This is a genomic window from Nocardia sp. X0981 (assembly GCF_977089955.1).
Genome location: NZ_OZ372435.1, coordinates 3,215,240 through 3,241,850 on the forward strand (window position 1 = coordinate 3,215,240; position 26,611 = coordinate 3,241,850).

Here is a 26,611-nt window from a genome sequence, read left to right on the forward strand (position 1 = left end):
CGCCGGCGCGCCCGGACAAGTCGTCACGAGTGATCCGCACACCAGCGGGCCACTCGGGGTCACCGCAGCCATCAGCTCGACCACCCCCTGTACGAGGAGCAGTTTTGACCGATCTGATCCACTCTGGCGCCCCGGCGGAATCCGCTGTGCCGGGTTCCGCTGCCACCCCTCGCGACGCCAACGGCGCGCCCGCCGGTGGCCGAGTCCGTGTGATTCGTGAAGGAGTGGCCTCTTACCTACCGGACATAGATCCGGAAGAGACCAGTGAATGGCTCGAATCCTTCGACGAGATGCTCGAGCGCGAAGGTCCGGGCCGGGCCCGCTACCTGATGTTGCGCCTGCTCGAACGAGCCGGTGAGCGTCATGTCTCGATTCCTTCGCTGACGTCCACGGACTATGTCAACACCATTCCGACCGAGAACGAGCCCTGGTTCCCCGGCGACGAGGAAACCGAGCGCCGTTACCGCGCCTGGATCCGCTGGAACGCGGCCATCATGGTGCACCGGGCGCAACGCCCGGGTATCTCGGTCGGTGGCCATATCTCGACCTACGCGTCGTCGGCGGCGCTGTACGAGGTCGGGTTCAATCATTTCTTCCGCGGTAAGGACCATCCCGGCGGCGGCGATTCCATCTTCATCCAGGGTCACGCCTCGCCCGGTATCTACGCCCGCGCCTTCCTCGAAGGCCGGTTGTCCACCGATCAGCTCGACGGATTCCGCCAGGAGTACAGCCACGGCGGGCTCGGCAAGGGTCTGCCCTCGTATCCGCATCCGCGGTTGCTGAGCGATTTCTGGGAGTTCCCGACGGTGTCCATGGGGCTGGGCCCGATGAACGCCATCTACCAGGCGCGGTTCAACCACTACCTGCACGACCGCGGCATCAAGGACACCTCCGATCAGCATGTGTGGGCGTTCCTCGGTGACGGCGAGATGGACGAGCCGGAATCGCGTGGCCTGGCCCATGTGGCCGCGATGGAGGGCCTGGACAACCTGACCTTCGTGGTGAACTGCAACCTGCAGCGCCTCGACGGCCCGGTCCGCGGTAACGGCAAGATCATCCAGGAGCTGGAGTCGTTCTTCCGCGGCGCCGGCTGGAACGTCATCAAGGTGATCTGGGGCCGCGAATGGGACGCGCTGCTGGGCGCCGACCGCGACGGCGCGCTGGTGAACCTCATGAACACCACGCCCGACGGTGACTACCAGACCTACAAGGCCAACGACGGCGCGTACGTCCGCGACCACTTCTTCGGCCGCGATCCGCGCACCAAGGCGCTGGTCCAGGATCTGTCCGACCAGGAGATCTGGAACCTCAAACGCGGTGGGCACGACTACCGCAAGGTGTATGCCGCGTACGCGGCGGCGCTGGCGCACAAGGGCCAGCCGACGGTGATCCTGGCCAAGACCATCAAGGGCTACACCCTCGGCAAGCATTTCGAGGGCCGCAATGCCACGCACCAGATGAAGAAGCTGACGCTGCAGGACCTCAAGGATTTCCGCGATCTGCAGCGGATCCCGATCAGCGATGCCGAGCTGGAGAAGGACCCGTATCTGCCCCCGTACTACCACCCGGGCGCGGAAACCAAGGAGATCCAGTACATGCTGGACCGCCGCAAGGCCCTCGGCGGGTTCCTGCCGGAGCGGCGGACTGCTCCGAAGCCGCTGAAGCTGCCCGGCGACGAGGCGTACAAATCGGTGCGCAAGGGTTCGGGCAAGCAGAACGTGGCCACCACCATGGCACTGGTCCGTTTGATGAAGGAACTGCTGCGCGACCCGGAGATCGGCAAGCGCATCGTGCCGATCATCCCGGACGAGGCCCGCACCTTCGGTATGGACTCCTGGTTCCCCTCGCTGAAGATCTACAACCGCAACGGCCAGCTCTACACCTCGGTCGACGCGGAGCTGATGCTCGCCTACAAGGAGAGCACGGTCGGGCAGATCCTGCACGAGGGCATCAACGAGGCCGGATCCACCGCCTCGTTCACCGCGGTCGGCACCTCCTACGCCACCCACGGTGAGCCGATGATCCCGCTCTACATCTTCTATTCGATGTTCGGGTTCCAGCGCACCGGCGACGGCCTGTGGGCCGCGGCCGATCAGCTGGCCCGCGGTTTCGTTCTCGGCGCGACGGCCGGGCGTACCACGCTCACCGGTGAGGGGCTGCAGCACAACGACGGGCATTCGCTGCTGCTGGCGGCGACCAACCCGGCGGTGGTCTCCTACGATCCGGCGTTCTCGTTCGAGATCGCCCATATCGTGCGCGACGGGTTGCGCCGGATGTACGGCGGCACACCCGGGGTGGACGGCTTCGGTGGAGAGAACATCTTCTACTACCTCACCCTGTACAACGAGCCCTATCAGCAGCCCGCCGAGCCCGAGGGGCTGGACGTGGACGGACTGCTGCGGGGCCTGTACCTGTACAGCAAGGGCGGGGAGGGGAAGGCGCGGGCGCAGATCCTGGTCTCCGGGGTCACCGTGCCCGACGGCCTGCGGGCCCAGCAGCTGCTGGCCGAGCACTGGGGTGTGGCCGCCGATGTCTGGTCGGTGACGTCCTGGGGCCAGCTGCGCCGGGAGGCGCTCGAACTGGAGATCGAGGCGCTGCACCACCCGGGTGAGGATCCGGGGCAGCCCTACGTGACCCGGGCGCTGTCCGGCGCCGAGGGGCCGTTCGTGGCCGCCTCGGACTGGATGCGCGCGGTACCCGATCAGATCCGCAAGTGGGTTCCCGGCGATTTCACCACCCTGGGCACCGACGGGTTCGGTTTCTCCGATACCCGTCCGGCCGCCCGCCGGGTGTTCAACGTCGACGCGGAATCCATCGTGGTCGCCGCGCTGGCCGGGCTGGGCCGGATGGGCCGGATCGACCCGGCGAAGGCGGCCGAGGCGGCCGCGCGGTACCGGATCGACGATGTGACGGCGGCGCCGGAGTTCACCGCCGGCGGCGCCGGAGACGCGGAGTGACGACGGGTCGATGATCGAACGCCGACCACCGCGTCCCCGCCGGGTCACCGAGGGTTCGTCCGAACACGAGGTGTATCTGCCGACCGGTGCGCTGTCGCCGAACCGGCAGAACCGCGACCCCTTGCCGGATACGCTGCTCAAACGGGTGAAGCAGTTCTCCGGACGGCTGTCCACCGAAGCCGTGGGGTCCATGCAGGACCGGTTGCCGTTCTTCGCCGATCTGGACGCCGCGCAGCGCGCCGGGGTCCAGATGCTGGTGCAGACCGCGGTGGTGAACTTCCTGGAGTGGCTCCAGGACCCGGACAGCGATATCCGGTTCAGCCTGGATGCCTTCCAGGTGATCCCACAGGATCTGGCGCGGCGGCTGACGCTGCGCCAGACCGTGGACATGGTGCGGGTGGCCATGGAGTTCTTCGAACAGTGGCTGCCCGCCCTGGCGCGTAACGACCGCCAGCTGGTGGCGCTCACCGAGGCGGTACTGCGATACGGGCGGGAGCTCGGTTTCGCGGCCGCCTCGGTGTACGCCAGCGCCGCGGAATCCCGCGGCGCCTGGGATACCCGGTTGGAGGCGCTGGTGGTGGACGCGGTGGTGCGCGGCGATACCGGGCCCGACATGCTCTCGCGGGCGGCCACGCTGAACTGGGATGCCACCGCGCCTGCCACGGTGCTGGTGGGTACCCCGCCGCGGGATCAGGGCGTCTCGGTGGTCGGGGCCGTGCACACCATCGCGGCCCGGCACGGGCGTGCGGCGCTGGCCGTGGTGCAGGGTTCGCGGCTGGTGATGGTGGTGAGCGGCCATCTCGGTGACGCGCCGCATACCTCACCTTTCATGTCCGACCTGCTCACCGAGGCGTTCTCGGACGGCCCGGTGGTGATCGGGCCGACCACCCGGACCCTCGGCGCTGCCCACAGCAGTGCGCTCGAGGCCTTGGCGGGTATGGAGGCCGTTATCGGCTGGCGGGACGCGCCGCGTCCGGTGCACGCGATGGAATTGCTGCCGGAACGAGCGCTGCTCGGCGATCGTGCTGCGGTGGACGCACTTGTCGAGTACCTTGTCCTACCGTTGGCTTCTGCCGGTTCCGCCCTGGCGGACACCCTGGATGCCTACCTGGAATGCGGCGGTGCGGTCGAGATGTGTGCTCGGCAACTGTACGTTCATCCAAATACTGTGCGTTATCGCCTGAAGCGTATCGGGGAAGTCACCGGTCGCGATCCGCTCAATCCGCGGGACGCCTATGTGCTACGCATCGCCGCCACGGTGGGTCGTTTGACACGAACTCGTAACGAATCATCAACATCCGTACCAGAGGACGCTTTTGTCCCGATGGACAACGAGGGGCCGTAACGCGCGGGGCGATTCGGGCGATCCGGACACCCCACGCGGGCTTTTGTGGGGACCATACAAAAGCAATCCGCAAGCTTCATTCACGTCGACATCTCGCGAGAGCGGTCTCACAGTGTTTTCTTAGGTACGTGATCGCGTTGTTCGCCCCTGGACAGGGCTCTCAGACACCCGGCATGCTCGCGCCTTGGCTCGACCTGCCCGGCGCTCGTGACCGCCTCGCACTGTGGTCCAAGGAATCCGGTCTGGATCTGATCCGGCTCGGAACCGAGGCGACCGCTGAAGAGATCACCGACACCGCCGTGACCCAGCCGCTCGTGGTCGCTGCCGCGCTGCTCGCTTACGCCGAGATCGGTGATTCGCGGGTACCGGCCGATACCGTGGTGGCCGGCCACTCGGTGGGTGAACTGGCCGCCGCCGCGATCGCCGGGGTCATCTCGGCCGATCAGGCGGTGACGCTGGCCGCTATTCGCGGATCCGAGATGGCGAAGGCGTGCGCGCTGGAGCCGACCGGTATGTCCGCGGTGCTCGGTGGCGACGAAGCCACCGTGCTGGCCCGGCTCGACGAGCTGGGTCTGATCCCGGCCAACCGCAACGCCACCGGGCAGATCGTGGCGGCGGGCCGGTTGGACGCGCTGGCCGAGCTGGCGGCGACCCCGCCGGAGAAGGCGCGGGTCCGTGCCTTGCCGGTAGCGGGCGCTTTCCACACCGAGTTCATGGCTCCGGCCCAGGAAGCGGTGGCGGCGGCGATCGCCGAGATCACCCCCCACGAACCCACCCGTACCTTGTTGTCGAACGCCGACGGCCGGCCGGTCGCGTCCGGCGCGGACGCGGTGGCTAAGCTCGCCGCGCAGGTCACCCGGCCCGTCCGGTGGGACCTGTGCACCGAAACCGTCCGGCAGGCCGGCGTTTCGGCGGTGGCGGAACTGCCACCGGCGGGAACCCTCGTCGGCATCGCCAAAAGGGAGCTCAAGGGCACTCCGAACCTGGCGCTGAAGACCCCGGGGGACATCCCCGCGCTGACCGAGCTCACGAGCTCGGGCTAGCTTGCCTGCGGCCGTGTTTTCCCGGGTCACCGGGAAAGCTCGGCACCGAGCGGCGTAACCGTTCGCCGTCTCGGCCCGAAGAAATATGTAGAGCCCTACCCAGAGAAACAAGAAGGGAGCCACGAAGTGGCCGCTCTGACCCAGGAACAAATCGTCGAGGAACTCGGCAAGATCATCGAAGAGGTGACCGGTATCGAGCCCTCCGAGGTGACGTTGGAGAAGTCCTTCGTCGATGACCTGGACATCGACTCGCTGTCGATGGTCGAGATCGCGGTGCAGATGGAGGACAAGTACGGCGTCAAGATCCCGGACGAGGATCTCGCCAGCCTGAAGACCGTGGGCGATTCCGTCGCCTACGTCCAGAAGCTCGAGGCCGAGAACTCCGAGATGGCCGCCGAGCTCAAGGCCAAGTTCGACAACGCCGAGTAGGGCCGAAACCGTGACCACTCCTTCCACCTTGAACGGGAACTTCCCCAACGTCGTCGTCACGAGTCTGGCGGCGTCCACGTCGATCGCGGGTGATGTCGATGCGACGTGGAAGGGTCTCCTGAACGGCGAGAGCGGTATCGACGTTCTCGAGGATTCCTTCGTCGAGGAATACGACCTTCCGGTCCGCATCGGCGGCCATCTCAAGGTCCGTCCCGACAGCCTGCTGAGCCGGGTCGAGGTCCGCCGTATGGCGTACGTCGAGCAGCTCGCGACCGTGCTCGGCCGCGAAGTCTGGCGCAACGCGGGCAGCCCGGAGGTCGATCCGGACCGGCTGGGTGTGGCCATCGGCACTGGACTAGGTGGCGGTGACGCGCTCATCGATTCGGTCGACAAACTGAAGAACGGCGGTTATCGCAAGATCTCCCCGCTGGCCGTTCAGATGGTCATGCCGAACGGGCCGTCCGCCGTCGTCGGTCTCGAGCTGAAGGCCCGGGCGGGAGTGGTCACTCCGGTCTCGGCGTGCTCGTCGGGCTCGGAGGGCATCGCCAACGCGTGGCGCATGATCGTCATGGGTGATGCCGATATGGTCGTGACCGGCGGTGTCGAAGGTTTCATCGACGCCGTGCCGATCGCCGCGTTCACCATGATGCGTGCGATGAGCACCCGCAACGACGACCCGAAGGGGGCCTCGCGGCCGTTCGACTCCGACCGCGACGGTTTCGTCTTCGGTGAGGCCGGAGCGCTGATGGTCCTCGAGACCGAAGAGCACGCCAAGGCGCGTGGTGCCACCATCCACGCCCGCCTGCTCGGCGCCGGTATCACCTCCGACGGTTTCCACCTGGTCGCGCCGGACCCCGAGGGCACCGGTGCCGCCCGCGCCATGACCCGGGCGATGCAGACCGCGGGGCTGACCAAAAAGGACATCACCCATATCAACGCGCACGCCACCGCCACCCCGATCGGCGATACCGCCGAGGCGAAGGCGATCAACAAGGCCGTCGGCAACCACGCCTCGGTCTACGCGCCCAAATCGGCACTGGGCCACTCCATCGGCGCCGTCGGCGCGCTGGAATCCGTGCTCACCGTGCTGAGCATCCGGGACGGTATCGTGCCGCCCACCCTGAACCTGGACAACCAGGATCCCGAGATCGACCTCGACGTGGTGAAGGGCGAAGCCCGCCGCCAGGAGATCGAGTACGCGATCAACAACTCGTTCGGTTTCGGCGGGCACAATGTCGCGCTCGCCTTCGGCCGGGCCTAGGAATCCCCGGACCCAACCGAACAGTTCGACGACCTCGGGCGGGGCCGCCGGAACCACCGGCGGGCCCCGCCCGTGTGCTTTTCCGCGGCCTCTTCCTCGGCCGCACACACTTCAGGAGAACGCGATGACCACTATCGCCCCGGCTCGCCACGAAGAAACCGCGACCGATCCCCGCGACCCGTACGGCCGCCTGCAGCGCTTCTTCGATCCCGGAACCCTGCTACCGCTGCATCCGCGGGACAGGTCGGGTGTGCTCGCCGCGGTGGGCGAAGTGGACGGCGTCCGGACCGTCGCCTACTGCTCGGACGCCACCGTGATGGGCGGCGCCATGGGCGTGGAAGGTTGTAAGCACATCGTCGCCGCCATCGATACCGCCATCGATTCCGGTGCGCCGGTGGTCGGGCTCTGGCATTCCGGCGGGGCCCGCCTCGCCGAGGGCGTCGAAGCGCTGCACGCGGTCGGCCTGGTCTTCGAGGCCATGGTCCGGGCATCCGGTCTGGTACCGCAGATCTCGGTGGTCCTCGGCTTCGCGGCCGGCGGCGCCGCCTACGGTCCCGCGCTCACCGATATCGTGATCATGGCCCCTGAGGGCCGGGTCTTCGTCACCGGACCCGATGTGGTGCGCAGCGTCACGGGCGAGCAGGTGGATATGGCCACCCTCGGCGGCCCGGAAACCCACGGTAAGAAGTCCGGTGTCACCCATATCGTCGCCGATGACGAAGCCGATGCCGTGCACCGGGCCCGCCGCCTGGTCTCGATGTTCGCCGAGCAGGGCGAATTCGACCTGGTCGCCGCCGAACACGGCAATGTCGACCTGCAGGCCATGTTGCCGGCCTCGGCGAAACGTGCCTACGACGTCAAACCGATCGTGCACGAGCTGCTCGACAATGTGGACGGCGAATCCACTTTCGAGGAACTGCAGGGCGGCTACGCCCGCTCCATGGTCACCGGTCTCGGCCGTCTCGGCGGGCGCACCGTCGGGGTGCTGGCGAACAATCCGCTGCGCCTGGGCGGCTGCCTGAACTCCGAGAGCGCGGAGAAAGCGGCCCGCTTCGTGCGGTTGTGTGATGCCTTCGGCATCCCGCTGGTCGTGATCACCGATGTTCCCGGCTATCTGCCCGGGGTGAGCCAGGAGTGGGAGGGTGTGGTACGCCGCGGCGCGAAACTGCTGCACGCCTTCGCCGAGGCGCGGGTTCCCCGGGTCACCCTGGTCACCCGCAAGATCTACGGTGGCGCCTATATCGCGATGAACGCCCGCGCGCTGGGCGCCACCGCCGTCTACGCCTGGCCGGGCTCGGAGGTGGCGGTGATGGGTGCGAAAGCCGCCGTCGGCATCCTGCACAAGAAGGCCCTGGCCGCCGCGCCGGAGGAGGAGCGCGAAGCACTACTCGAGCGGCTCACCGCCGAACACGAGGCCATCGCCGGCGGTGTGGATCGCGCGCTGTCCATCGGTGTGGTCGACGAGGTGATCGACCCGGCGCGCACCCGCAGCATCATCGCCGCCGCTCTGGCCGCCGCCCCTGCCCGCCCCAGCCACCACAAGAACATCCCGTTATAGTTCGCGCCGTCTGCGGCGTCGCGGGGTCGAGCCCCTGAGGCGCCGTGCGTCGGCCCGCGAGACTCGCGCCTGCGGCGCATGCGCTTGGCGGGCCGACGCACGGCGCGGGCTCGACCCTTCGTGGGCCTCGCAGGCCTCGGCACCCGCCGATAAACACAAAAGGGCCTGCTGAGGTGGCCCGGTCGACGACAATGCGCGCATGGGACGCGATGGAGCGGGGGCTCGCGAGCGGAAACGTCATGGGCGGCACTACACACCCGCCGCACTCGCGGGCTTTCTGGCCGGTCGAGTGGCAGCGCGGATCGATACCGGTGGGGCCGCGGTCCGGGTGCTCGATCCGGCGTGCGGTACCGGGGAACTGTTGTTCGCTATGCGAGACGCGCTCGCCGACCGGCTGCCGGGTGTTCCGGTCGAGCTGGTGGGTTACGACCTGGATCCGGTGGGGCTGGCGCTGGCACGGCGCCGGGCGGTACGAACCGGCGTGACCGCCGAGTGGCGGCAGGCCGATTTCCTCGTCGAATGTGCCGGGTTGCCGGCCGCGGTGTTCGACGCGGTGATCGCGAATCCACCCTATGTCCGGACCCAGCAGCTGGGTGGTGCGGCGGCGCAGGCGCTACGCGGCCGGTTCGGGTTGAGCGGGCGGATCGATCTCACCCATCCGTTCGCCGCCGCGCTGCCGCGGCTGCTGGCGCCCGGCGGGGTGCTCGGCCTGCTGTGCGCGAACCGGTTCCTGACCACGAAGGCGGGCGCGAATCTGCGGGCGGTACTGCTGGCCGATCTGGCGCCGGTGGAACTCTACGATCTGGGCGACACCCGATTGTTCGAGGCGGCGGTGCTGCCGGCGGTGACCATCGCCGTGCGCGGGGCCCGGTTCGGCAGTTGCCGTTATGTTTCGGTCTACCAGGACGATCCGGGTCCCGGAGCCGCCGAGCCGGGGGATGCGTTCCTCGGGAGCCGAGGTGCTCCTGCGGCAGGGAGCCGGCATGTGGACACCGTCGGCGAGCCGCGACCGGCGGCACCCGGGTGGGGGGACACGGCCGGGCGGGGCGTCCGCTCCGGCGCCGGGGAGCCCGAGCGGGGCCGCCTCGGTCCCGGGAAACCCGGGCCGGGTGGGCCGATGTTCCTGGAAACGGACGACTCCGCCGGTGATCGGGAGCTGTTCGCGGCGCTGCGCGGCGCCGACGATGCCACGGTGTGGCGGCAGGGCCGGAGGTTCCGGGTGCGGGTGGGGGAACTGGTCACCCCTGCGGGACCGGCGGCTTCGGTGGGGTGGCGGATGTCGCGAGTGGGGTGCGACGACTGGTTGCGCCGGGTGTCCGAGCAGATGTGGCGCACCTTCGGGGAGCTGGGACGTGTCCGGGTGGGGATAAAGACCAATGCGGACCGGGTCTTCATCGCGGACCACTGGGGCGATCCGGGGACCGAACCGGAACTGCTGCGGGAACTGATCACCCATCACGATCTGCGGCCGTGGCGTATCGAGCGGGTGCGCCGGACCCGCGTGCTGTACCCCTACGATCTCACCCGGACCCGGCGGGTACCGGTGGATCTGGCGCGTTATCCGCGTACCGCCGCCTACCTCGAACAGCATCGGGAAGTGCTGGCGGCACGGGGTTATCTCACCGGCGCGGGTCGGCAGTGGTACGAGCACTGGGTGCCGCAGCGACCGCATCTGTGGCGGATACCCAAGGTGGTGTTCCCGGATATCAGTGAGCGGCCGCGTTTCGCGCTGGACCGGTCGGGCGCGGTGGTCAACGGTGACTGTTACTGGATATCGCTGGCCGAACTCGGGGGCGACGACCGGGCCGAGGAACTGGCCTGCCTGATGATGGGTGTGGCGAATTCGTCGCTGGGGCTGCGCTTCTACGACGCCGTCTGCGGTAACCGGCTCTATTCCGGGCGGCGCCGTTGGATCACCCAGTATGTGTCCCGGCTTCCGTTGCCGGACCCCTCGGGGACGGCCGCGATGGAGATAATCGCCCGGGTGCGCGGGTTGGCCGAGGAACCGGAGACCGGCGCGGCGCGTGCCGAACTGGACGAACTGGTCTATCGGTCGTTCGCGCTGTGAGCGGTCAGGGCGCGCTGTGCCCCTGGACCATCGGCAACAGGGTGCGGCGGGCGAATTCGCGGCCGGCGGTCTCGTCCTGGATCGGAATGAGCCCGTCGGGGGTCAGCGCCAGCGACAGCGCCAGCCGCGCCATGATCTCGGCTACCAGGTCGTGGTCGAAGTCGATACCGCTTTCGTCGAGCTCTCGGAGTTTGGCGGCGAGATAGGTGCGGCCCACGGCCAGAATGGGACCGGCCTCGGTGGTGAAGCGGGGGAGTACCAGATCCGGTTCGGTGCGCAGCAGCCGGCTCAGCAGCGGGTTGCCGGCGATGGCGGAGATGAAGGCGACGAAGATCTCCACGAGTTGATCCTCGGAGCCGGCCACCGTGCGTACCCGGCTGTCGATCTCGGCGACGAACCGCTGCGCCTCCCGGACGGTAACCGCTTCCACGAGGTCGTTCTTCGATTCGAAGCGGCGGTAGAGGGTGGCGGGGCTGATCCCGGCGCGGCGCGCGATCTCGCCCATGCTGGTGCGTTTGATCCCGAAGTCCAGGAACGCCGATAACGCGCTGTCGAGAACCTTACCGCTGTCGGCGGGAGGCTCGGTCAGGATGCGCTGCAGAATCGGCGGGAGGACAGACATGGTTTTCTCACCTTATCCGACGCCGTGGGCGCGGTGTGACCTGCGCGTTGTTTTTCGTGCTCGGTATCACTCCGGGGGCAGGTCCAGCTCGGCCATCTCGTGTTCGATCGCGTTGGCCGCGAAATCGACTCCTCGGGAACGTAGTTCGTGGACCCGGCGCCGCAGCGCCTCGATACCTCCTGGTTGAGCGGCGATATCCGCCACACTGATCCGTCCGGTCGGCCGGCGCATCTCGGACTGCTCACACGCCACCCGTCAAACCTCCTGCCGGCACGCGTGGTGCCCACGTGCACGGGCCCGCCCGATACGCCGACGCCTTGCGGGACAGCGGGTTCCGGGCGTGCCCGTCTCCCCGGTTACGTTGTTCCCATCGTATCAGTCACCTAGTGGACGCTTGTCCAATAAATTGTCCGGCCGAGTGTCGCGGGGAAGGCGCTCACAGCTCCTTCGCGGACAGATGTTCGGACATATGGTGCAGGTAGACCATGGCATTCAGTTCGATCCCGCGCTGCTGCTCCTCGGTGAGTTCGCGGCGCACCTTGCCGGGCACCCCGGCCACCAGCGAACCCGGCGGGATCTGTGCGCCCTGGGGGATCAGGGTATTGGCCGCGACGAGGCTGCCACGGCCGATCACCGCGCCGTTGAGCACGGTCGCGCCCATCCCGATCAGGCAGTCGTCCTCGACGGTGCAGCCGTGCAGGATCGCGTTGTGCCCGACCGAGACGCCCGCGCCGACGGTGGTCGGAAAGCCCGGGTCCGCGTGCAGAACACAGCCGTCCTGGATATTGCTGCGCTCACCCACGGTGATCAGCTCGGTATCACCGCGCAGCACGGCGTTGTACCAGATACTGGCCTGGGCCTCGAGCTTCACCTTGCCGATCACGGTCGCGTTGGGGGCGATCCACGCGGTTTCGTGCACTTCGGGCCGGTGCCCGCTGACTTCCATCCTCATACAGGCAACTTAACCCGCCCGGCGGTAGCGCTGGGAGGCGGTGAGCACCCGCGCCGGAGACGGTCAGTGGCCGGTGTCCTCGCGCAGGAACCATTCGGGCCCCTCACCGGTAGGTAGACCACGCAGCTTGTCGGGGTTGCGGACGGCGTGGATGGCGGTGATCCGGCCCGCGTCGATGGTGAACGAGAAGACCCCGCGATGCCGTCCGTCGAACACCAGCAGCCCGGGCATACCGTTGACCTCGATCGTGCGGCCCCAGCCGCCCCCGGCCGAGGGGGCGTGGTACCAGCCGAGCAGCATCTTCGCGATGACTTCGGCGCCCGCCACCGGTTTGCGGATGGCCGGCACCTTGCCGCCGCCGTCGGCGGTGAGAGTGACCCGGTCGTCGAGCAGACCCAGCAGCGCGCTCATATCCCCCGACCGCCACGCCACCGCGAACGCGGAGACCACCCGCTCGTGTTCGTCCGGCGACGCGGGGAAACGCGGCGTGCCGTCCTCGACGCGTTTGCGAGCGCGCGAGGCGAGCTGCCGTACCGCGGCCGGAGTACGGCCCACCACTGTCGCGACCTCCGGTCCGGTCATACCGAACACATCCTGCAGCACGAACGCGGTGCGTTCGGCGGGCGACAGCGATTCGAGGACGACCAGCAGTGCCATGGTCACCCGTTCGTCCTGCGAAACCCGGTCGGCGGGATCGTCCCACTCCGCGAGCGCGGGCTCGGGCAGCCATTCACCGACGTACTGCTCCCGCCGCACCCGCGCGGATCCGAGCTGGTCGAGAGCCAGCCGCCCGGTGACAGTGGTGAGCCAGGCCCGCAGGTTCTCGATCGGCGCGCCGGACTCCTGGTGACGCTGCAGGCGCAGCCACGCCTCCTGCACCACATCGTCGGCGTCGGCCAGACTGCCCAGCGTGCTGTAGGCGAGCCGGCGCAGGTAAGGGCGCAGTTCCTCGAAACGACGGGCCAGTTCGGCGGAGCCGGGTAGATCGGTCACTGCGGTCCTCGTTCGGTCGTGCCCGGTGGGTGGGCGGGATCATCGGTGTCGTCGGGTCGACGATGTAGAAACCGGAGGTGTGACATGGTCGCGCCGGACCTGGCGTCATCGACGATATCCGTCCCGCCACCGGGGGCGCTCACGGAATGCGGTACCCGCGGAAGGTCACCGGGGTGCGGGTCCGGAAGCCGAGCCTCTCGTAGAGATCGATCGCGCCGGTGTTCGTCTCGACGACATGGAGGAACGGACGTTCACCGCGCGCCGCGATCCGCGTGGCGAGCGTGCTGATCAGGCGCGCGGCGTGGCCGCGTCCGCGCGCTTCGGGAGCGGTGCAGACGGCGCTGATCTCGGTCCAGCCCGGGGGTCGCAGCCGTTCGCCGACCATCGCCACCAGTCTGCCGCCGTCGCGGATACCGAGATAGGTGCCGAGTTCGTGTGTGCGGGGGAAGAACGGCCCCGGCTGGGTCCGGGCGATGAGCGCGAGCATTTCGGGTACGTTGTCCGCGCCCAGTTCGACCACCTCGACGCCGGTATCGGTAGGCGTATGTGCGAGCCGGTCGGCGGTGGGGCCGACCATCTGAAGGCCCGCGAGGGCGAAAACCGGTTCCCAGTCCGGCGGCGGTGGCGCCGCGCAACTGAACACATCGGCGATTTCACCGCGGCCGAGCAGCCGGGCGAGATCGTTCCACTCCGCCGAGCCGGGATCACCGTCCAGCGCGGAGAAGGTGGAGACCCCGGCCGGGTAGGTGGCGGCCCCGCCGAGCCGGCGCGCCAGGTGAGCGTGGTGACCGCGCAGGGACGCGCCTACCGGATCGTCGAGCACGGCGCTGTCGCAGTTGATCATGGTGGTGCCTCTTGCGTCGTTCGGATCGAGCGCCGACCGGATATCGGAGGCCCGCTTCCGTCCGCGGAGGAGGCGGGCATCGCCGGCGGCCCGGATACCCTACCGGGGAGCGGTGACTCCGCCGTGCCACCACCGGGATTCCGGTGGCTACGCTCACCGGGTGCGCAGAGGTTTTTCGACCGCGGCCGGTTTGCTGGCCGGCTTCGCCCTGGACCGTGCCCTCGGCGACCCCCGCCGCTGGCATCCGGTCGCGGGATTCGGCGCGATGGCCGCGAGCCTGGAAACCGTGACCTATGCCGACCACCGGGGCGCCGGAACGGCACACGAGGCGATCCTGGTGGGGGCGGCGGTCGGTGCGGGACTCGTCCTACGCCGCGGCGGTGCGGTGCCGGTGGCGCTGGCCACCTGGACCGTGCTCGGCGGCCGCAGCCTGACTCGCACCGGGCTCGATATGGCCCGGCGGCTGGAATCCGGCGATCTCACCGGTGCGCGGCGACTGCTGCCCGCGCTGTGCGGGCGCGATCCGGATGTACTGGACGCGGACGGGCTGGCCCGGGCCGCGCTGGAGTCCATCGCCGAGAACACCTCCGATGCCGCCGTGGCCCCGCTGCTGTGGGGCGCGGTCGCGGGCGTTCCGGGACTGCTCGGTTATCGGGCGGTCAACACCCTCGACGCCATGATCGGGTACCGCAACCACCGGTATCGGCGGTTCGGCTGGGCGGCCGCCCGCCTGGACGATGCCGCGAACCTGCTACCGGCCCGGGTCACCGGCCTGCTCACGGCACTGGTGGCGCCGCTGGTGGGCGGGCGGCCCGGTACGGTGCTGCGGACCTGGCGGCGCGACGCCCCTCGGCATCCGAGCCCGAACGCCGGCGTGGTGGAGGCCGCCGCGGCAGGGGCGCTGGGGGTGCGGCTCGGCGGCCGGACCGAATACCGGCACGGAGCCGAACAGCGCCCCGAACTCGGTACCGGTGTGCCGCCCACCGTCGCGGACCTGCGCCGGGCGGTGCGGTTGTCCGAGCTGGTGCAGTACGCCGCGGTGGGGGTGGCGCTGGTGGTCGCGCCGCTGTGCGCGGTTGCGCGCCGTCGAGTTCTCCCGGCGCGTCCGGTTGGACCGGCCGCGGCCGAACCGGCTCCGAGCTGAGGAGCAGGGGGAACGCGGGTCTCCGGTGCCGGTGGTACGAGCGGAACGCGACAGGCGCTCCGGACGCGGGGATGTGAGCGGAACGTGAGGGCGCTCCGGAGGCGGGAGGCGGGAACACCGCGCACGCTGCCGGATGGGTCCGGGTCGGAGCTCAGTGGCGGGTGCGGCCGTAACGGTCCGCGAGCCGGTCCTCCTTGGTGGCCGGCGCGGGCGCGGCGCGGGCCGGTTCGGCTTTCTCCGGATGCCGCTGCTTACGGCGTTCCCGGATCTCCGCCCAGGCGAAATAGCCCAGGCCCAGGGGTGCCATCACCCCGAACGCCAGCCACTGCAACCCGTAGGAAAGATACGGGCCGGCATCGAGCTGGGGAAGGGGCACCGGGGTGAACGCGCCGGGCTGATCCGCGGAGAGCTGCAGATAAGCGCCGCGCTCACCCACCGGCAGCGGGGTGAGTGGCAGACCCAGGACCGTGCTCTGCTGCGGTACGTCGATCGAATAGACGTGGGGTACACCGTCCTGCACCGCCGGCGCGCGTTCCGGGTCGATGTTCTCCGAAACCCGCACCCGGCCCTCGATACGCTGCGTTCCGGAGGGTGCGGCCGGGATCGGGGGCGGCTGGGAACCGTCCACCGCGGCCACCAGGCCGCGGTCGATCAGCAGTGTCCGGCCGTCGGTGAGGGTGAAGGCGGACAGGACGCCGTAGGCCGGGGCGCCGTCGAGATGGCGCAACCGGACCAGGACGGTCGAATCGGGCACATAGCCGCCCTCGGCGAACACCTTGCGCCATTCGGTGGCGGTACCGCCACCGTCCAGTACCTCGGTGACCGCCACCGGGTCGGCGTCCACCGAATCGGCGATCAGCTGGTTGCGTTCGGAGGTGGATTCGTTCTTCCCGAGCTGCCAGGGTGCGAGCACGGTGAAACACAGGTAGGCGAACGCGGCCACCACCGCGGCCAGGATCAGCCATCCGGGTCGCAGCAGGAACGCGAAGCGGCGCATCAGACCGGCTCACCGGTGACGGGGGCGCGGGCCGCGAGCGCCGCCCGGACCCAGTCCAACAGTCCCGGGACGGCGGCCTCGATCTGGTCGCGTACCAATTCGAATTCGGCGGTCGCGCCGTTGTAGGGATCGGGTACGTCGATATCGTCGGCGCCCGGATCGAAACTCCGCAGCAACCGGCGGCGCTCCCGCGGTACACCGCGCATCGCCAGGTGCCGGTCGTGCTCGGTGGTCATGACCACGATCAGATCGGCGCCGGCGTGTTCGGCGCCGAACTCCGCGGCCCGATGCCCGGTGGGGTAGCCGTAACGCAGCAGGGTGTCGGTGGTGCGCGGATCGGCATCCGCCCCGGCGTGCCAGCCGTGGGTGCCCGCGCTGCTCACCCGGACCCGGCCGGCCAGGCCTGCCCGCGACAGATGCGCGGCCAGGATCTTCTCCGCCATCGGCGATCGGCAGATATTGCCGGTACAGACGAACGATATGTGCAGCTCACCCACGACAGCCATTCTGGCGGGTCCGGTGGTCCGGCCGCCACGTAGGGTGCGTCTCATGCTCGCCGACCACGTCGATTTCGCCGGATTGCGTCACCACGGCGACGCCGAGGCCCTGCCCGGCCTGCTCGATTTCGCGGTGAACGTGCAGGGCAGTGCGCCGCCGCGGTGGTTGCGGGAGCGGCTGGTCGCGGCCCTGGACTCGCTCGGCCGGTACCCGGCGGCGGCCGACGACCGGCGCGCCCGGGAGGCGGTGGCGCGCCGGCACGGGGTACCGGCCGATCATGTGCTGCCGCTGGCGGGCGGGGCGGAGGGCTTCGCGCTGCTACCGCGGCTGCGTCCCCGGCTGGCGGCGGTGGTGCATCCGTCGTTCACCGAGCCCGAGCTCGCGCTGCGCGAGGCGGGTGTCCCGGTGACACGGGTCCTGCTGCCGCCGCCCTACACGCTGGACCCGGCCCTGGTTCCGGAGGCTGCCGATCTGGTGGTGCTCGGTAACCCCACCAACCCGACCTCGGTGCTGCACCCGGCCGAGGCGGTGCGCGCACTGCGGCGCCCGGGGCGCATCGTCGTGGTGGACGAGGCTTTCATGGACGCTGTTCCCGGCGAACCCGAATCCGTGGCAGCCGAGTCCGGTTCCGGGCTGCTGGTGCTGCGCAGTCTCACCAAGACCTGGGCGCTGGCCGGATTGCGCTGCGGTTATCTCCTCGGCGCACCGGAAGTGCTGGAGCGACTCGTGCGGGGGCGGGCGCACTGGCCGGTGGGCACGTTGCAGCTCGCCGCGATCGCGGCCACCGCGGCACCGGAGGCGGTGGCCGAAGCCGAGCGCGCCGCGCACCGGATCGGACGGGAGCGGGCCGCCATGGCCGAGCGGTTGGCCGGGACGGGGGTGACGGTGCGGTTACCGGCCGCCGCGCCGTTCCTGCTGCTGCGGGTGCGCGCTGGGGGCGCGCTGCGCGAGCATCTGTTCCGGCAGGGGATCGCGGTGCGCCGCTGCGATACCTTCCCCGGGCTGGGGGCGGACCATCTACGGGTGGCGGTCCGGCCCGCGACGCAGGTCGATGCGCTGGTGGAGGCGCTGCGTACGGCCGAGCGGGCGGTGCTGCCGCCCGTGCCGGCGGCCGAGTGACGGACCGGGGCGCCCGCTCGACATTATTCTCGCCGACAACCTCCCGAGAGAAAGGTGTGCCGTGGCGATTCTCGCCGAACTCGTCGAAACGCTGGAGACGGCCTATCCGCCGCGATTGGCCGAATCATGGGATTCGGTAGGCCTGGTCTGCGGTGATCCGGCGGAGGAGGTGCACCGGGTGCTGTTCGCCGTCGATGTCACCGCGGCCGTGGTCGAGGAGGCGGTGATGTGGGGGGCCCAGGCTCTGGTGGCGCATCACCCGCTGCTGCTGCGCGGGGTGGACAGTGTGGCGGCCGACCGGCCCAAGGGGGCTCTGGTGCACCGGCTCGTTCGCGCGGGCTGTGCCCTGTTCACCGCCCATACCAACGCCGATTCCGCCGATCCGGGGGTGTCGGATGCCTTGGCCGCAACGCTGGGGCTCACCGTCACCGCGCCGTTGGAACCGAAAAATATCGCCGCGGTGGACAAATGGGAGATCCAGGTGCCGCGGGAGCAGGCCGAGGCGGTGGCCGCGGCCCTGTTCGCCGCCGGAGCCGGCGGTACCGGCGCCTACCGGGAGGCGGCCTGGTGGTCGACGGGGACCGGGCAGTTCCGGCCGCTCCCCGGCGCGGATCCGGCCATCGGCACGATCGGCGAGCTGACCCGGGTGGCCGAGGACCGGCTGGAAGTGATCGCCTCGCCGGGCTCACGCGGGGCGATCCTGGCCGCGCTGCGGGCCGCGCATCCGTACGAGGAACCCGCCTATCACGTGACAGAACGTGCGCCGCTGCCCGGCAATATCGGTCTGGGCCGTATCGGCACACTGCCCGAACCGCTGACCCTGCGGGAATTCACCGCCCGCGCCGCCGCCGCGCTTCCGGCGACGACGTGGGGGGTGCGCGCCGCCGGTGATCCCGAGCGGGTGCTGCGCACGGTGGCCGTCTGCGGTGGAGCCGGTGATTCGCTGCTCGACACCGCCATCCGCAGCGGTGCCGACGCCTATCTCACCGCCGATCTGCGCCACCATCCGGCCGATGAGCATCTGCGCCGGTCCGGGCCCGCGCTCATCGATGCCGCGCACTGGGCCACCGAGTTCCCCTGGTGCGCCCAGGCCGCCGAGGTGGTCCGCCGCGGACTTCCGGAACTGGAAACACGGGTATCCACCGTCCGCACCGACCCGTGGACGGTCGGCTGCGGCGGCTGACCGGGGTCCGATGCCGGCCGGATCCGACTTCGGCCCGGCGTGCGCACGCCTCGCCCGGTGCGCGGAGTACGGTGGACGTTCTATCCGTCCACAGCGTGCAGGGAGTTCGTTCGCGTTGAATGTCGAACCATCGATTCAGGCCCAACTGCTGCGTCTCGCCGAGGTCGACACCGAGCTGACCCGGATTGCGCACCGGCGCACCGTGCTACCGGAACAGCAGGAAGTCCAGCGGTTCGAGACCGAGCGCAACGCGCACAAGGACGCGGCCGTGGCCGTGGAGATCGTGCTGGACGATCTGGACCGCGATATCCGCAAACTCGAGGGTGAGATCGAGGCGGTGCGCAAGCGCGAGGACCGCGACCGCGGGGTCCTGGAGGCCGGTTCGGTGGGCGCCAAGCAGCTGTCCGAGATCCAGCACGAGCTGACCAGCCTGCAGCGGCGGCGCTCGGTACTCGAGGACGAACTGCTCGAGGTCATGGAGCGCCGGGAGGCCTCGGCCGCCGATCACGAACACGCCGGCGCCCGGCTCGACCGCACCGAAACCGAGCTCGCCGCCGCCCGCACCCGCCGCGACGAGGCGCTGGCCGACCTGACGGCCGCCCAGCAACGCTGTGAAGCCGACCGCGCGAAACTGGTGGGTGCCTTCCCCGAGGACCTGCTGAAGATCTACGAGCGCCAGCGCGCCGACCACGGGATCGGCGCGGCCCTGCTGCAGGCCCGGCGCTGCGGCGCCTGCCGGATCGAGCTGGATCGCGGGGAGATCGCGCGTATCGCGAAAACCGCGCCCGATGTGGTGGTGCGCTGCACCGAATGCGGTGCGGTACTGGTGCGGACCAAAGAATCCGGTTTGTGAGCGCGCGCGGAATGCGGGACGGCGGGACGCGGGAGACCGGATGAGTGTGCGGGAAGTCATCGTGGAGGCCGATGGCGGTTCCCGGGGTAACCCGGGCCCGGCCGGGTACGGGGCCGTGGTGTTCGACGCCGACCGGATCGCCGTGCTCGCCGAACGCAAGGAGGCCCTCGGCGTCACCACCAACAATGTCGCCGAGTACCGGGGCCTGATCGCCGGCTTGGAGGCCGCCGCGGAACTCGGCGCCCGGGTGGTGACGGTGCGGATGGATTCCAAACTCGTGGTCGAGCAGATGTCGGGCCGGTGGAAGATCAAGCACGCCGCGCTGATCCCGCTCGCCGACCGGGCCCGCCGCCTGGCCGCCGGCTTCGAGCGGGTCGGTTACCGGTGGATACCGCGTGCCGAGAATTCCCACGCGGACCGGCTCGCCAACGAGGCCATGGACGACGGCGGGCTGATCGAGGAGGTGCGGGCCGCGACGCAGCCGCCCACAACCGCCGCTCCGGCGCAGCCGGCCACAGCCGCCCCGGCACAGTCGCCCACGAATGTCCCGGCGCAGTCGGCGGGCACCACCGGGGTCCCGGCGGATTCGCGTAGTGCCGCGGCCCGGCTCGGCACGACGGGTCCGGGGTGGACCGGCGCGACCGGCCGCCCCACCCGGCTGCTGCTGTTGCGGCACGGCCAGACCGAGCTGTCGGTGCAGCGCCGCTATTCCGGCCGGGGCAATCCACCGCTGACGGCGGTGGGCCGGGAACAGGCCACACGGGCCGCGAAAATGCTGGCGGCGAAGGGGGATATTGCCGCGGTGGTGACCTCCCCGCTGGGCCGGGCCCGCGAGACGGCGGAGGCCGCGGGCGCGGCACTCGGTGTCGAGGTGCGGGTGGTGGACGGTCTCACCGAAACCGATTTCGGTGAATGGGAGGGCCTGACCTTCCGGGAGGCGGCCGAACGTGATCCGGAGCTGCACGCCCGCTGGCTGGGCGATCCGGCGCTGCGCGCGCCCGGCGGGGAGAGTTTCGACGAGGTCCGGGAACGGGTGGAGGCGGTCCGGCGGGATCTGCTGGCCCGGTACCCGGGCGCGAATATCGTCGCGGTGAGCCATGTGACCCCGATCAAGACGCTGCTGCAGCTCGCACTGGGTGTCGGGCCGTCGCTGCTCTACCGGCTGCATCTGGACCTGGCGTCGCTGTCGGTGGCCGAGTTCTACCCCGACGGCGGTTCCTCGGTTCGCCTGGTCAACGATACGAGCTATCTCTGAGGGTTCCGCTCGGGCTCTCGGGTGGGAACCGGGGCGGCCGGCGCGGACGCGGCCCGGTCGCGCAGGTAGCGTGCCGTGAATTCGTCCAGGGGGTAGAAGAACTCGACTGCCAGCTCGGACAGGGTCACATCGGCCGGGGCGCCGAAGGTCGCCATGGTGCCGAACAGGGAGAGCTCGCCCGCGGGTGTGCGCACCCGGATCGGTACCTGGAAGGGCCCCGCGTACCGGGGATCGGAATCTTCGCTCTCCACTTCCGTGACCGGATAGCCGCGGACCTCGTTGTAGAGGTCGCGCAGCCGCGGGTCGCCGGTGGTATCGACCTGGCGGGCCAGTCTTTCGAGCAGTTGCTCGCGGACCTGCCGTGGATTGGCCAGCCGCGCCACCAGCCCGCGCGGATGCAGGACGAGCCGGTAGACATTGGGCTCGGCCAGCAGTTGCGGGGGCACGTCGCCGGTGAGCACCGACAGGGCCGCGTTCGCGGTGACGGCGTTCCACCACCGGTCCACCGCCACGGCGGGATACGGTTCGTGCGCGGCCAGCATGTGGTCGAGCGCGGCGCGGGCCGACGCGAGATGCGCGTCGTCGAGGCTGCTCTCCGGGTAGGCCGGGGCGAACCCGGCCGCGACCAGCAGGGTGTTGCGTTCCCGCAGCGGCACTTCCAGCGTGCGGCACAGCCGCAGCACCATCTCCCGGCTCGGCGCCGAGCGGCCGGTTTCGACACAGGACAGGTGCCGGGCCGAGGTGTCGGCGGCCAGTGCCAGATCCAGCTGGCTCAGCCGGCGCCGCTGCCGCCATTCGCGCAGTAGTCCGCCGATCCGGGTCGGGCCGCCGTTTCTCCGATGCTCCACGCGGCGAGCGTAACCGGGCGCGCGGTACCGCGACCATGACCTCGGAGGTCATTGAACCGCTGACCCGGCCGCGGCACAGTCGGGAACGGAACCGGCCGGTTCCCGCTTCCCCCGACTTCCGAAGGCACACCATGACCACCGCAACCCTGTCCGCGCCCACCACCGACGACCTGCTCCGCCGTACCCTGCGCGTGGACGGCTGGGGCACCGGAGTTTTCGGCGTCCTGATGCTGGCCGGCGCCGCGCCGCTGCGCGAGCCGCTGGGCCTGCCGACCTCCTGGTCGGTGCCCTTCGGCGTCGCCATGCTCGGTGGTGCGCTGGCGCTGCTGCTCATCGCGGGGTATCCGCGGATCTCGCCGCGGCACGCGACGGTGGTGGTGGCCGGCAACTCCGTCGGTGTGGTGGCGATGATCGTCCTGGCGTTCTCGGGGTTGATCGAGCTCACCGGTCTCGGTATCGCCTTCTTCCTCTCCGGGGCGGGAATCGTCGCCGTATTCGCCGCGCTGGAGTTCGCCGGCCTGCGCCGTCTCCTCCGGTGAGCACCGCGCGCGGGTCAGGCCGGGTAGCTGTGGATCTCGGTGGCCTTCAGCGCGGCCCACACGTTGCGTGGACTGTCCTCGGGCCGCCGCGGCCGCAGGCCGCCCGCGGCCGAGGCGAAGGCCGGATGCGCAAGGCTGGGGACCGGTCAGTACGACAAGCGCAACGGCAAGGAACGGGTAAGTACTTCTGGACCAACGTCATCGTCAAGAATTCCAACGGCGATATCATCACCGCATATCCCACCTCGAATGCGCACCGCTGTGGCTGAGCTTCCGATCTCGGCCGGCGACCAGTGGGCGGGTATATGCCACGATAGGCTTCGAAAGATGCGGCCGGTATCGATCATCCCTGCGACCTGGAGGAGTCTCGGTGCCAAATTCTCCCCGCGCCGAATTCGGTAATCACGCGGACCTGACAGCACTGCACATTCCCGGAGCGCTGGATTCGTTTCTGCCGAGAGCGTTCGCGACCCTGCATCCACGGCACCTCGATGAGGACGATCCCAGCCGCTACTTCTGCGTACTGTATTACCCCTCGCAGGATTCTACGGACATGCGTGGCAGCATCCGGGTGTTCATCCGGGACCATCCGGTCGGTGGCGGGGAAGCCGCTGGCGAGGCGGAGCTGTATCCCGAACCGTTCTTCCACTACGAACCCGTTCCGCGGGGGCTACGCGAAAAATACGGTGAGCACGCGTTTGTCGCCACTACCACAGACGAACTCGCCGGGTGGGCCCTGACGTCCGACACCCTACGGACCAGAGTTCAGTATCCGATCGGTGAGGTTACCTCGGAAGAGTTGTGGCACCTTGCCGCCTACGTTCACCGGGTTGTCCGGACGTCGCCCGGGAGCATCGAGGCCACCCACCCGCCTGTGTAGCGCCGGGTTCGGACGGCTTCGACGACCTGCCGGGGAAACTCGGCGAGATCGCGCCCGGACACCCTTGCGCCCGTTGTCCAGCCGTACCGCCGACAGCAGCCGCGGGTCAGGCCGGGTAGCTGTGGATCTCGGTGGCCTTCAGCGCGGCCCACAACTCCAGACCGGGACGGATGCGCAGTTCGGCGACGGTGGCGGGGGTGATATCGGCCAGTGCCGGGATCGCGCCGTCCACCCGGACCCGCACGGTGTGCGCGTGCTGTTCCACACCGGCCACTGTCACCGGCCAGGTATTTCGCGGACTACCGGTGGGCCGCTGCGGGTACAGGCCGACCGCGGCCGGAGCGAAGGTCAGGTGCACCGGGCCGGTCACGGGCTCGGCGACGGTGAGCTCGGCGCCGCTGTCGAGGCGAACCCGGGTGCCCGCGCCGCGCCCCCGGAACAGGTTGAGGCCTACCAGGTCCGCCACATAGTCCGACCGGGGCCGCCGCGCGATCTCGCCCGGCGGGCCCTGCTGGACGATCGAGCCGCCCTCCACGATGACCAACCGGTCGGCCAGCACCATGGCGTCGAGCGGGTCGTGGGTGACGAGCAGGGTATGCCCGGGGTAGTCGCCGAGATGGTGTCCGAGTTCGGATCGCACCCGCACTCGGGTGGCGGCGTCCAGGGCGGCCAACGGCTCGTCCAGCAGCAGCAGCGCCGGGTCGCCGGCCAGCGCGCGGGCCAGCGCCACCCGCTGGGCCTGCCCCCCGGAGAGGGCACGGGGGCGGGTGTGCGCGTATTCGGCCAGCCCGACCCGCTCCAGCCACCGGGCCGCGCGTTCGCGGGCCGCGGCCCGGCGCATTCCGCGGGCACGCAGGCCGAAGGCCACATTCTCCAGGGCATCGAGGTGGGCGAAGAGCAGATAGTCCTGGAATACCACTCCGGCCGAGCGGCGTTCGGGGGGTACGAATTCGCCGGGCGGCGCGTCCCACACCCGGTCGCCGAGCCGGATCACCCCGCCGGTCAGCGGGGTGAGCCCGGCCAGGGCGCGCAGCGCGGTGGTTTTCCCGGCGCCGTTGGGCCCGAGCAGCGCGACGACCTCACCGGCCGCCACGGTCAGGTCCAGTTCGAGGGCGAAGGCGCCGCGTCGCACCCGTAGGGCGGCGTCGAGGGTCACAATGCCCCCCGGATCCAGCGCTCCCGCAACGCCGCCAGCACCACCACCGATACCACCAGCAGCACCAGGCTCAGCACGATCGCCGCGGCGGGGTCGGTTTCCAGGGCCAGATACACCGCCAGCGGCATGGTGGTGGTGCGGCCCGGGAAGTTACCGGCGAAAGTGATGGTGGCGCCGAATTCACCGAGGGCCCGCGCCCAGCACAGCACGGTTCCAGCCACCACACCCGGCAGGATCGAGGGCAGGGTCACCCGCCGGAAGATGAGCCAGCGGGAGGCGCCGAGGGTGGCCGCAGCCTCCTCGTAGCGGGGGTCGGCGCCGCGCAGGGCGCCCTCCACCGAGATCACCAGGAACGGCATGGCCACGAACGCCTCCGCCAGCACCACCCCCGGGGTGGTGAACGGAAGCGCGATCCCGAACCAGTCGTACAGGTACCCACCGATGAGGCCGCGGCGGCCCAGGACCAGCAGCAGCGCCACCCCGCCCACCACCGGCGGCAGCACCAGCGGGACCGTGACCAGTGCCCGCACCAGCCCCCGGCCGGGCAGCCCGCCGCGAGCCAGCAGCCAGGCCAGCGGAATACCCAGTACCAGGCACAGCACGGTGGCCAGACTCGCGCACACCAGCGAGAGCCGCAGCGCCTGTCCCACCTCCGCGCTCACCAGGCGTTCGGGCAGCTCCGCCCACGGTGCCCGCACCAGCAGCCCGGCCAGCGGTACGGTCAGGAACGCCAGCCCCAGCAGCGCGGGAACGACCAGGATCAGCGGACGCCGGCCGCGCACCGCGCGCCGCCTGCGCAGTGCCGCGGCCCGCGCGGGCACCGTGTTCACGCCGGGTCGAAGCCGGCCGCGGTGAACACCGCGCGGGCCGGTGGCGAATTCACGAAATCGACGAAGGCCTGGGCCGCCGCGGGATTGGGCGCCGCGGCCAGCGGCGCGATGGGGTAGTCGGTGATCGCCCCGGCGGCCTCCGGGAATTCGATACCCGTCACCGTTTCGGGTGCGGCCCGGATATCGGTCCGGTACACCAGCCCGGCATCGACCTCACCGAGCGCGACCTTGGTCAGCACCGCCTTCACATCGGTTTCCCGGGTATCGGGCTGCGGTGTGACCCCCGCCGCCTCGAACACCTGTGCCGCGGCGACGCCGCACGGTACCTGTTCGGCGCACAGCGCGATCCGCGGCTCGGGTTTCCCGAAATCACCCAGACCACTGATACTGGCCGGATTACCCGGCGGCACCGCGATTTCGAGCCGGTTGCGGGCGAAGGTGACCGGTCCGGCCGTGACATCACCGGACTCGACGACCTGCTCCATATTGCGCAACGCGGCGGCGGCGAAGACATCGGCCGGCGCGCCCTGGCGGATATGTTCGGCCAGGATGGAGCTCCCGCCGAAACTGAACACCACATCCAGGCCCGGATGCGCGTCCTCGAACTGGTCGCCGAGCGTGGTGAAGGTTTCGGTGAGCGAGGCCGCGGCGAAGACGGTGAGCGTTCCCCTGACCCCGGTCGTCTCCTCCGCCTCGTCGTCGGCCGCGCACCCCGCTGACATCGCGATCAGGACAACAGCCGGGATCAGACCGCGCAGTGCGCGCGCTACGGTTCTCATCACCGATCCTCCGGTATCTCGACCACCACATTCGTCGATTTGATCGACGCGACCGCCACACTGCCCACTTCGAGGCCCAGTTCCTCCACCGATTCCCGGCTCAGCAGCGAGACCAGCCGGAACGGCCCGGCCTGCAGTTCCACCTGGGCCATCACTGTATCGGTGATCACCCGCGTCACGATGCCGCGCATCCGGTTGCGCGCCGAGGCCGCCACGGTCACCCCGGGTTCGGGCGCCTCGGCGGTCTGCCGGGCGAATTCCGCGAGATCCCGCCCCCGGACACCCTTGCGACCGTTGTCCAGCCGGACCGCCGGCAACCGCCCCTGGTCGATCCAGCGCCGCACCGTGTCATCACTGACACCGAGCAGTCCAGCAGCGTCTTTTATCCGCAGATGCGTCACAAAAACGAGTTTATCTCCGTATATGCGGAATAGTGAAGGAGGGTTGTGCCCGCGAAC

At 69.9% G+C, this 26,611-nt stretch carries 26 protein-coding genes; 14 read left to right on the forward strand and 12 right to left on the reverse strand.

Annotated features, from left to right (window positions below):
- The first annotated feature begins 146 nt into the window (after positions 1-146).
- The 7 genes from aceE to ACYR7D_RS14140 all read left to right on the forward strand — a co-directional run bounded on the left by aceE (position 147) and on the right by ACYR7D_RS14140 (position 10,661).
- Positions 147-2,957: a pyruvate dehydrogenase (acetyl-transferring), homodimeric type gene (gene aceE, locus ACYR7D_RS14110; RefSeq protein ID WP_459550153.1), complete on the forward strand. Its 2,811-nt coding sequence runs from the start codon at positions 147-149 to the stop codon at positions 2,955-2,957.
- A gap of 10 nt (positions 2,958-2,967) precedes the next feature.
- Positions 2,968-4,302 carry a PucR family transcriptional regulator gene (locus ACYR7D_RS14115; RefSeq protein ID WP_459545039.1) on the forward strand — a complete coding sequence of 445 codons (1,335 nt, stop codon included), beginning with the start codon at positions 2,968-2,970 and terminating at the stop codon, positions 4,300-4,302.
- Between the two features lie 128 nt (positions 4,303-4,430).
- Complete coding sequence (locus ACYR7D_RS14120; RefSeq protein WP_459545040.1) at positions 4,431-5,345, forward strand: ACP S-malonyltransferase; 915 nt, start codon at positions 4,431-4,433, stop codon at positions 5,343-5,345.
- 126 nt (positions 5,346-5,471) lie between these two features.
- Positions 5,472-5,774 carry a meromycolate extension acyl carrier protein AcpM gene (acpM, locus tag ACYR7D_RS14125; protein ID WP_459545041.1) on the forward strand — a complete coding sequence of 101 codons (303 nt, stop codon included), beginning with the start codon at positions 5,472-5,474 and terminating at the stop codon, positions 5,772-5,774.
- A 10-nt stretch (positions 5,775-5,784) separates the two neighbouring features.
- Positions 5,785-7,035 (forward strand): KasA/KasB family beta-ketoacyl-ACP synthase, encoded by a 1,251-nt coding sequence (locus ACYR7D_RS14130; protein ID WP_459545042.1) that lies wholly within the window; start codon positions 5,785-5,787, stop codon positions 7,033-7,035.
- A gap of 124 nt (positions 7,036-7,159) precedes the next feature.
- Positions 7,160-8,593 (forward strand): acyl-CoA carboxylase subunit beta, encoded by a 1,434-nt coding sequence (locus ACYR7D_RS14135; RefSeq protein WP_459545043.1) that lies wholly within the window; start codon positions 7,160-7,162, stop codon positions 8,591-8,593.
- 199 nt (positions 8,594-8,792) lie between these two features.
- Positions 8,793-10,661 carry an Eco57I restriction-modification methylase domain-containing protein gene (locus tag ACYR7D_RS14140; RefSeq protein WP_459545044.1) on the forward strand — a complete coding sequence of 623 codons (1,869 nt, stop codon included), beginning with the start codon at positions 8,793-8,795 and terminating at the stop codon, positions 10,659-10,661.
- A gap of 4 nt (positions 10,662-10,665) precedes the next feature.
- Here the strand turns inward: ACYR7D_RS14140 and ACYR7D_RS14145 are convergent, their stop codons facing one another.
- The 5 genes from ACYR7D_RS14145 to ACYR7D_RS14165 form a co-directional block, all read right to left on the reverse strand.
- Complete coding sequence (locus ACYR7D_RS14145; RefSeq protein WP_459545045.1) at positions 10,666-11,283, reverse strand: TetR/AcrR family transcriptional regulator; 618 nt, start codon at positions 11,281-11,283, stop codon at positions 10,666-10,668.
- 66 nt (positions 11,284-11,349) lie between these two features.
- Complete coding sequence (locus tag ACYR7D_RS14150; RefSeq protein ID WP_459545046.1) at positions 11,350-11,535, reverse strand: hypothetical protein; 186 nt, start codon at positions 11,533-11,535, stop codon at positions 11,350-11,352.
- A 184-nt stretch (positions 11,536-11,719) separates the two neighbouring features.
- Positions 11,720-12,235 (reverse strand): gamma carbonic anhydrase family protein, encoded by a 516-nt coding sequence (locus tag ACYR7D_RS14155; protein WP_459545047.1) that lies wholly within the window; start codon positions 12,233-12,235, stop codon positions 11,720-11,722.
- Positions 12,236-12,298: 63 nt separating this feature from the next.
- Positions 12,299-13,228, reverse strand: coding sequence for an RNA polymerase sigma factor SigJ (gene sigJ / locus ACYR7D_RS14160; RefSeq protein ID WP_459545048.1), 930 nt, complete (start codon positions 13,226-13,228; stop codon positions 12,299-12,301).
- Between the two features lie 139 nt (positions 13,229-13,367).
- Entirely contained in the window at positions 13,368-14,072 is a 705-nt protein-coding gene (locus ACYR7D_RS14165; protein ID WP_459545049.1) for a GNAT family N-acetyltransferase, read from the reverse strand.
- Between the two features lie 160 nt (positions 14,073-14,232).
- On the opposite strand from ACYR7D_RS14165, the gene ACYR7D_RS14170 reads away from it, so the two are divergent.
- Positions 14,233-15,216: a cobalamin biosynthesis protein gene (locus ACYR7D_RS14170; protein WP_459545050.1), complete on the forward strand. Its 984-nt coding sequence runs from the start codon at positions 14,233-14,235 to the stop codon at positions 15,214-15,216.
- Between the two features lie 151 nt (positions 15,217-15,367).
- On the opposite strand, the gene ACYR7D_RS14175 is transcribed toward ACYR7D_RS14170, so the two are convergent.
- Complete coding sequence (locus ACYR7D_RS14175; RefSeq protein ID WP_459545051.1) at positions 15,368-16,213, reverse strand: SURF1 family cytochrome oxidase biogenesis protein; 846 nt, start codon at positions 16,211-16,213, stop codon at positions 15,368-15,370.
- On the reverse strand, positions 16,213-16,719 hold the full coding sequence (locus ACYR7D_RS14180) for a low molecular weight protein-tyrosine-phosphatase (RefSeq protein ID WP_459550154.1): 507 nt from the start codon (positions 16,717-16,719) through the stop codon (positions 16,213-16,215). The genes ACYR7D_RS14175 and ACYR7D_RS14180 overlap by 1 nt, the downstream gene beginning before the upstream one ends.
- 43 nt (positions 16,720-16,762) lie before the next feature.
- Between ACYR7D_RS14180 and cobC the strand changes: the two genes are divergently transcribed.
- From cobC to ACYR7D_RS14200, 4 genes are all read left to right on the forward strand, one after another.
- The gene (cobC, locus tag ACYR7D_RS14185) at positions 16,763-17,830 is read left to right on the forward strand and encodes an Rv2231c family pyridoxal phosphate-dependent protein CobC (RefSeq protein ID WP_459545052.1); all 1,068 of its coding nucleotides are present in this window, start codon (positions 16,763-16,765) and stop codon (positions 17,828-17,830) included.
- 61 nt (positions 17,831-17,891) lie between these two features.
- Positions 17,892-19,013, forward strand: coding sequence for a Nif3-like dinuclear metal center hexameric protein (locus ACYR7D_RS14190; protein WP_459545053.1), 1,122 nt, complete (start codon positions 17,892-17,894; stop codon positions 19,011-19,013).
- Between the two features lie 115 nt (positions 19,014-19,128).
- Positions 19,129-19,866 (forward strand): zinc ribbon domain-containing protein, encoded by a 738-nt coding sequence (locus tag ACYR7D_RS14195; protein ID WP_459545054.1) that lies wholly within the window; start codon positions 19,129-19,131, stop codon positions 19,864-19,866.
- A gap of 40 nt (positions 19,867-19,906) precedes the next feature.
- On the forward strand, positions 19,907-21,121 hold the full coding sequence (locus ACYR7D_RS14200; protein ID WP_459545055.1) for a bifunctional RNase H/acid phosphatase: 1,215 nt from the start codon (positions 19,907-19,909) through the stop codon (positions 21,119-21,121).
- Here the strand turns inward: ACYR7D_RS14200 and ACYR7D_RS14205 are convergent.
- On the reverse strand, positions 21,112-21,969 hold the full coding sequence (locus tag ACYR7D_RS14205; protein WP_459545056.1) for a helix-turn-helix domain-containing protein: 858 nt from the start codon (positions 21,967-21,969) through the stop codon (positions 21,112-21,114). The genes ACYR7D_RS14200 and ACYR7D_RS14205 overlap by 10 nt on opposite strands.
- Before the next feature lie 131 nt (positions 21,970-22,100).
- On the opposite strand from ACYR7D_RS14205, the gene ACYR7D_RS14210 reads away from it, so the two are divergent.
- Both ACYR7D_RS14210 and ACYR7D_RS14215 read left to right on the forward strand, forming a co-directional pair.
- Positions 22,101-22,508, forward strand: coding sequence for a hypothetical protein (locus ACYR7D_RS14210; protein ID WP_459545057.1), 408 nt, complete (start codon positions 22,101-22,103; stop codon positions 22,506-22,508).
- A gap of 370 nt (positions 22,509-22,878) precedes the next feature.
- Positions 22,879-23,388 (forward strand): PH domain-containing protein, encoded by a 510-nt coding sequence (locus tag ACYR7D_RS14215; protein WP_459545058.1) that lies wholly within the window; start codon positions 22,879-22,881, stop codon positions 23,386-23,388.
- Between the two features lie 106 nt (positions 23,389-23,494).
- Here the strand turns inward: ACYR7D_RS14215 and ACYR7D_RS14220 are convergent, their stop codons facing one another.
- Genes ACYR7D_RS14220 through ACYR7D_RS14235 form a run of 4 tightly spaced genes read right to left on the reverse strand, consistent with a single transcriptional unit; the run spans position 23,495 to position 26,554 of the window.
- Positions 23,495-24,544: an ABC transporter ATP-binding protein gene (locus ACYR7D_RS14220; protein ID WP_459545059.1), complete on the reverse strand. Its 1,050-nt coding sequence runs from the start codon at positions 24,542-24,544 to the stop codon at positions 23,495-23,497.
- Positions 24,541-25,365 carry a molybdate ABC transporter permease subunit gene (modB, locus tag ACYR7D_RS14225; RefSeq protein WP_459550155.1) on the reverse strand — a complete coding sequence of 275 codons (825 nt, stop codon included), beginning with the start codon at positions 25,363-25,365 and terminating at the stop codon, positions 24,541-24,543. The genes ACYR7D_RS14220 and modB overlap by 4 nt, the downstream gene beginning before the upstream one ends.
- Positions 25,366-25,370: 5 nt before the next feature.
- Complete coding sequence (modA, locus tag ACYR7D_RS14230) at positions 25,371-26,153, reverse strand: molybdate ABC transporter substrate-binding protein (protein WP_459545060.1); 783 nt, start codon at positions 26,151-26,153, stop codon at positions 25,371-25,373.
- Positions 26,153-26,554, reverse strand: coding sequence for a TOBE domain-containing protein (locus tag ACYR7D_RS14235; protein ID WP_459545061.1), 402 nt, complete (start codon positions 26,552-26,554; stop codon positions 26,153-26,155). Before ACYR7D_RS14235 ends, modA begins: the two co-directional genes overlap by 1 nt.
- Positions 26,555-26,611 lie beyond the last annotated feature (57 nt).

Coding starts and splice junctions, on each gene's coding strand:
- ACYR7D_RS14115 (WP_459545039.1), top strand. CDS start 2,968: ATGATCGAACGCCGACCACCGCGTCCCCGCCGGGTCACCGAGGGTTCG.
- ACYR7D_RS14135 (WP_459545043.1), top strand. CDS start 7,160: ATGACCACTATCGCCCCGGCTCGCCACGAAGAAACCGCGACCGATCCC.
- ACYR7D_RS14140 (WP_459545044.1), top strand. CDS start 8,793: ATGGGACGCGATGGAGCGGGGGCTCGCGAGCGGAAACGTCATGGGCGG.
- ACYR7D_RS14145 (WP_459545045.1), bottom strand. CDS start 11,283: ATGTCTGTCCTCCCGCCGATTCTGCAGCGCATCCTGACCGAGCCTCCC.
- ACYR7D_RS14155 (WP_459545047.1), bottom strand. CDS start 12,235: ATGAGGATGGAAGTCAGCGGGCACCGGCCCGAAGTGCACGAAACCGCG.
- ACYR7D_RS14165 (WP_459545049.1), bottom strand. CDS start 14,072: ATGATCAACTGCGACAGCGCCGTGCTCGACGATCCGGTAGGCGCGTCC.
- ACYR7D_RS14175 (WP_459545051.1), bottom strand. CDS start 16,213: ATGCGCCGCTTCGCGTTCCTGCTGCGACCCGGATGGCTGATCCTGGCC.
- ACYR7D_RS14180 (WP_459550154.1), bottom strand. CDS start 16,719: ATGGCTGTCGTGGGTGAGCTGCACATATCGTTCGTCTGTACCGGCAAT.
- cobC (WP_459545052.1), top strand. CDS start 16,763: ATGCTCGCCGACCACGTCGATTTCGCCGGATTGCGTCACCACGGCGAC.
- ACYR7D_RS14200 (WP_459545055.1), top strand. CDS start 19,907: ATGAGTGTGCGGGAAGTCATCGTGGAGGCCGATGGCGGTTCCCGGGGT.
- ACYR7D_RS14210 (WP_459545057.1), top strand. CDS start 22,101: ATGACCACCGCAACCCTGTCCGCGCCCACCACCGACGACCTGCTCCGC.
- modA (WP_459545060.1), bottom strand. CDS start 26,153: ATGAGAACCGTAGCGCGCGCACTGCGCGGTCTGATCCCGGCTGTTGTC.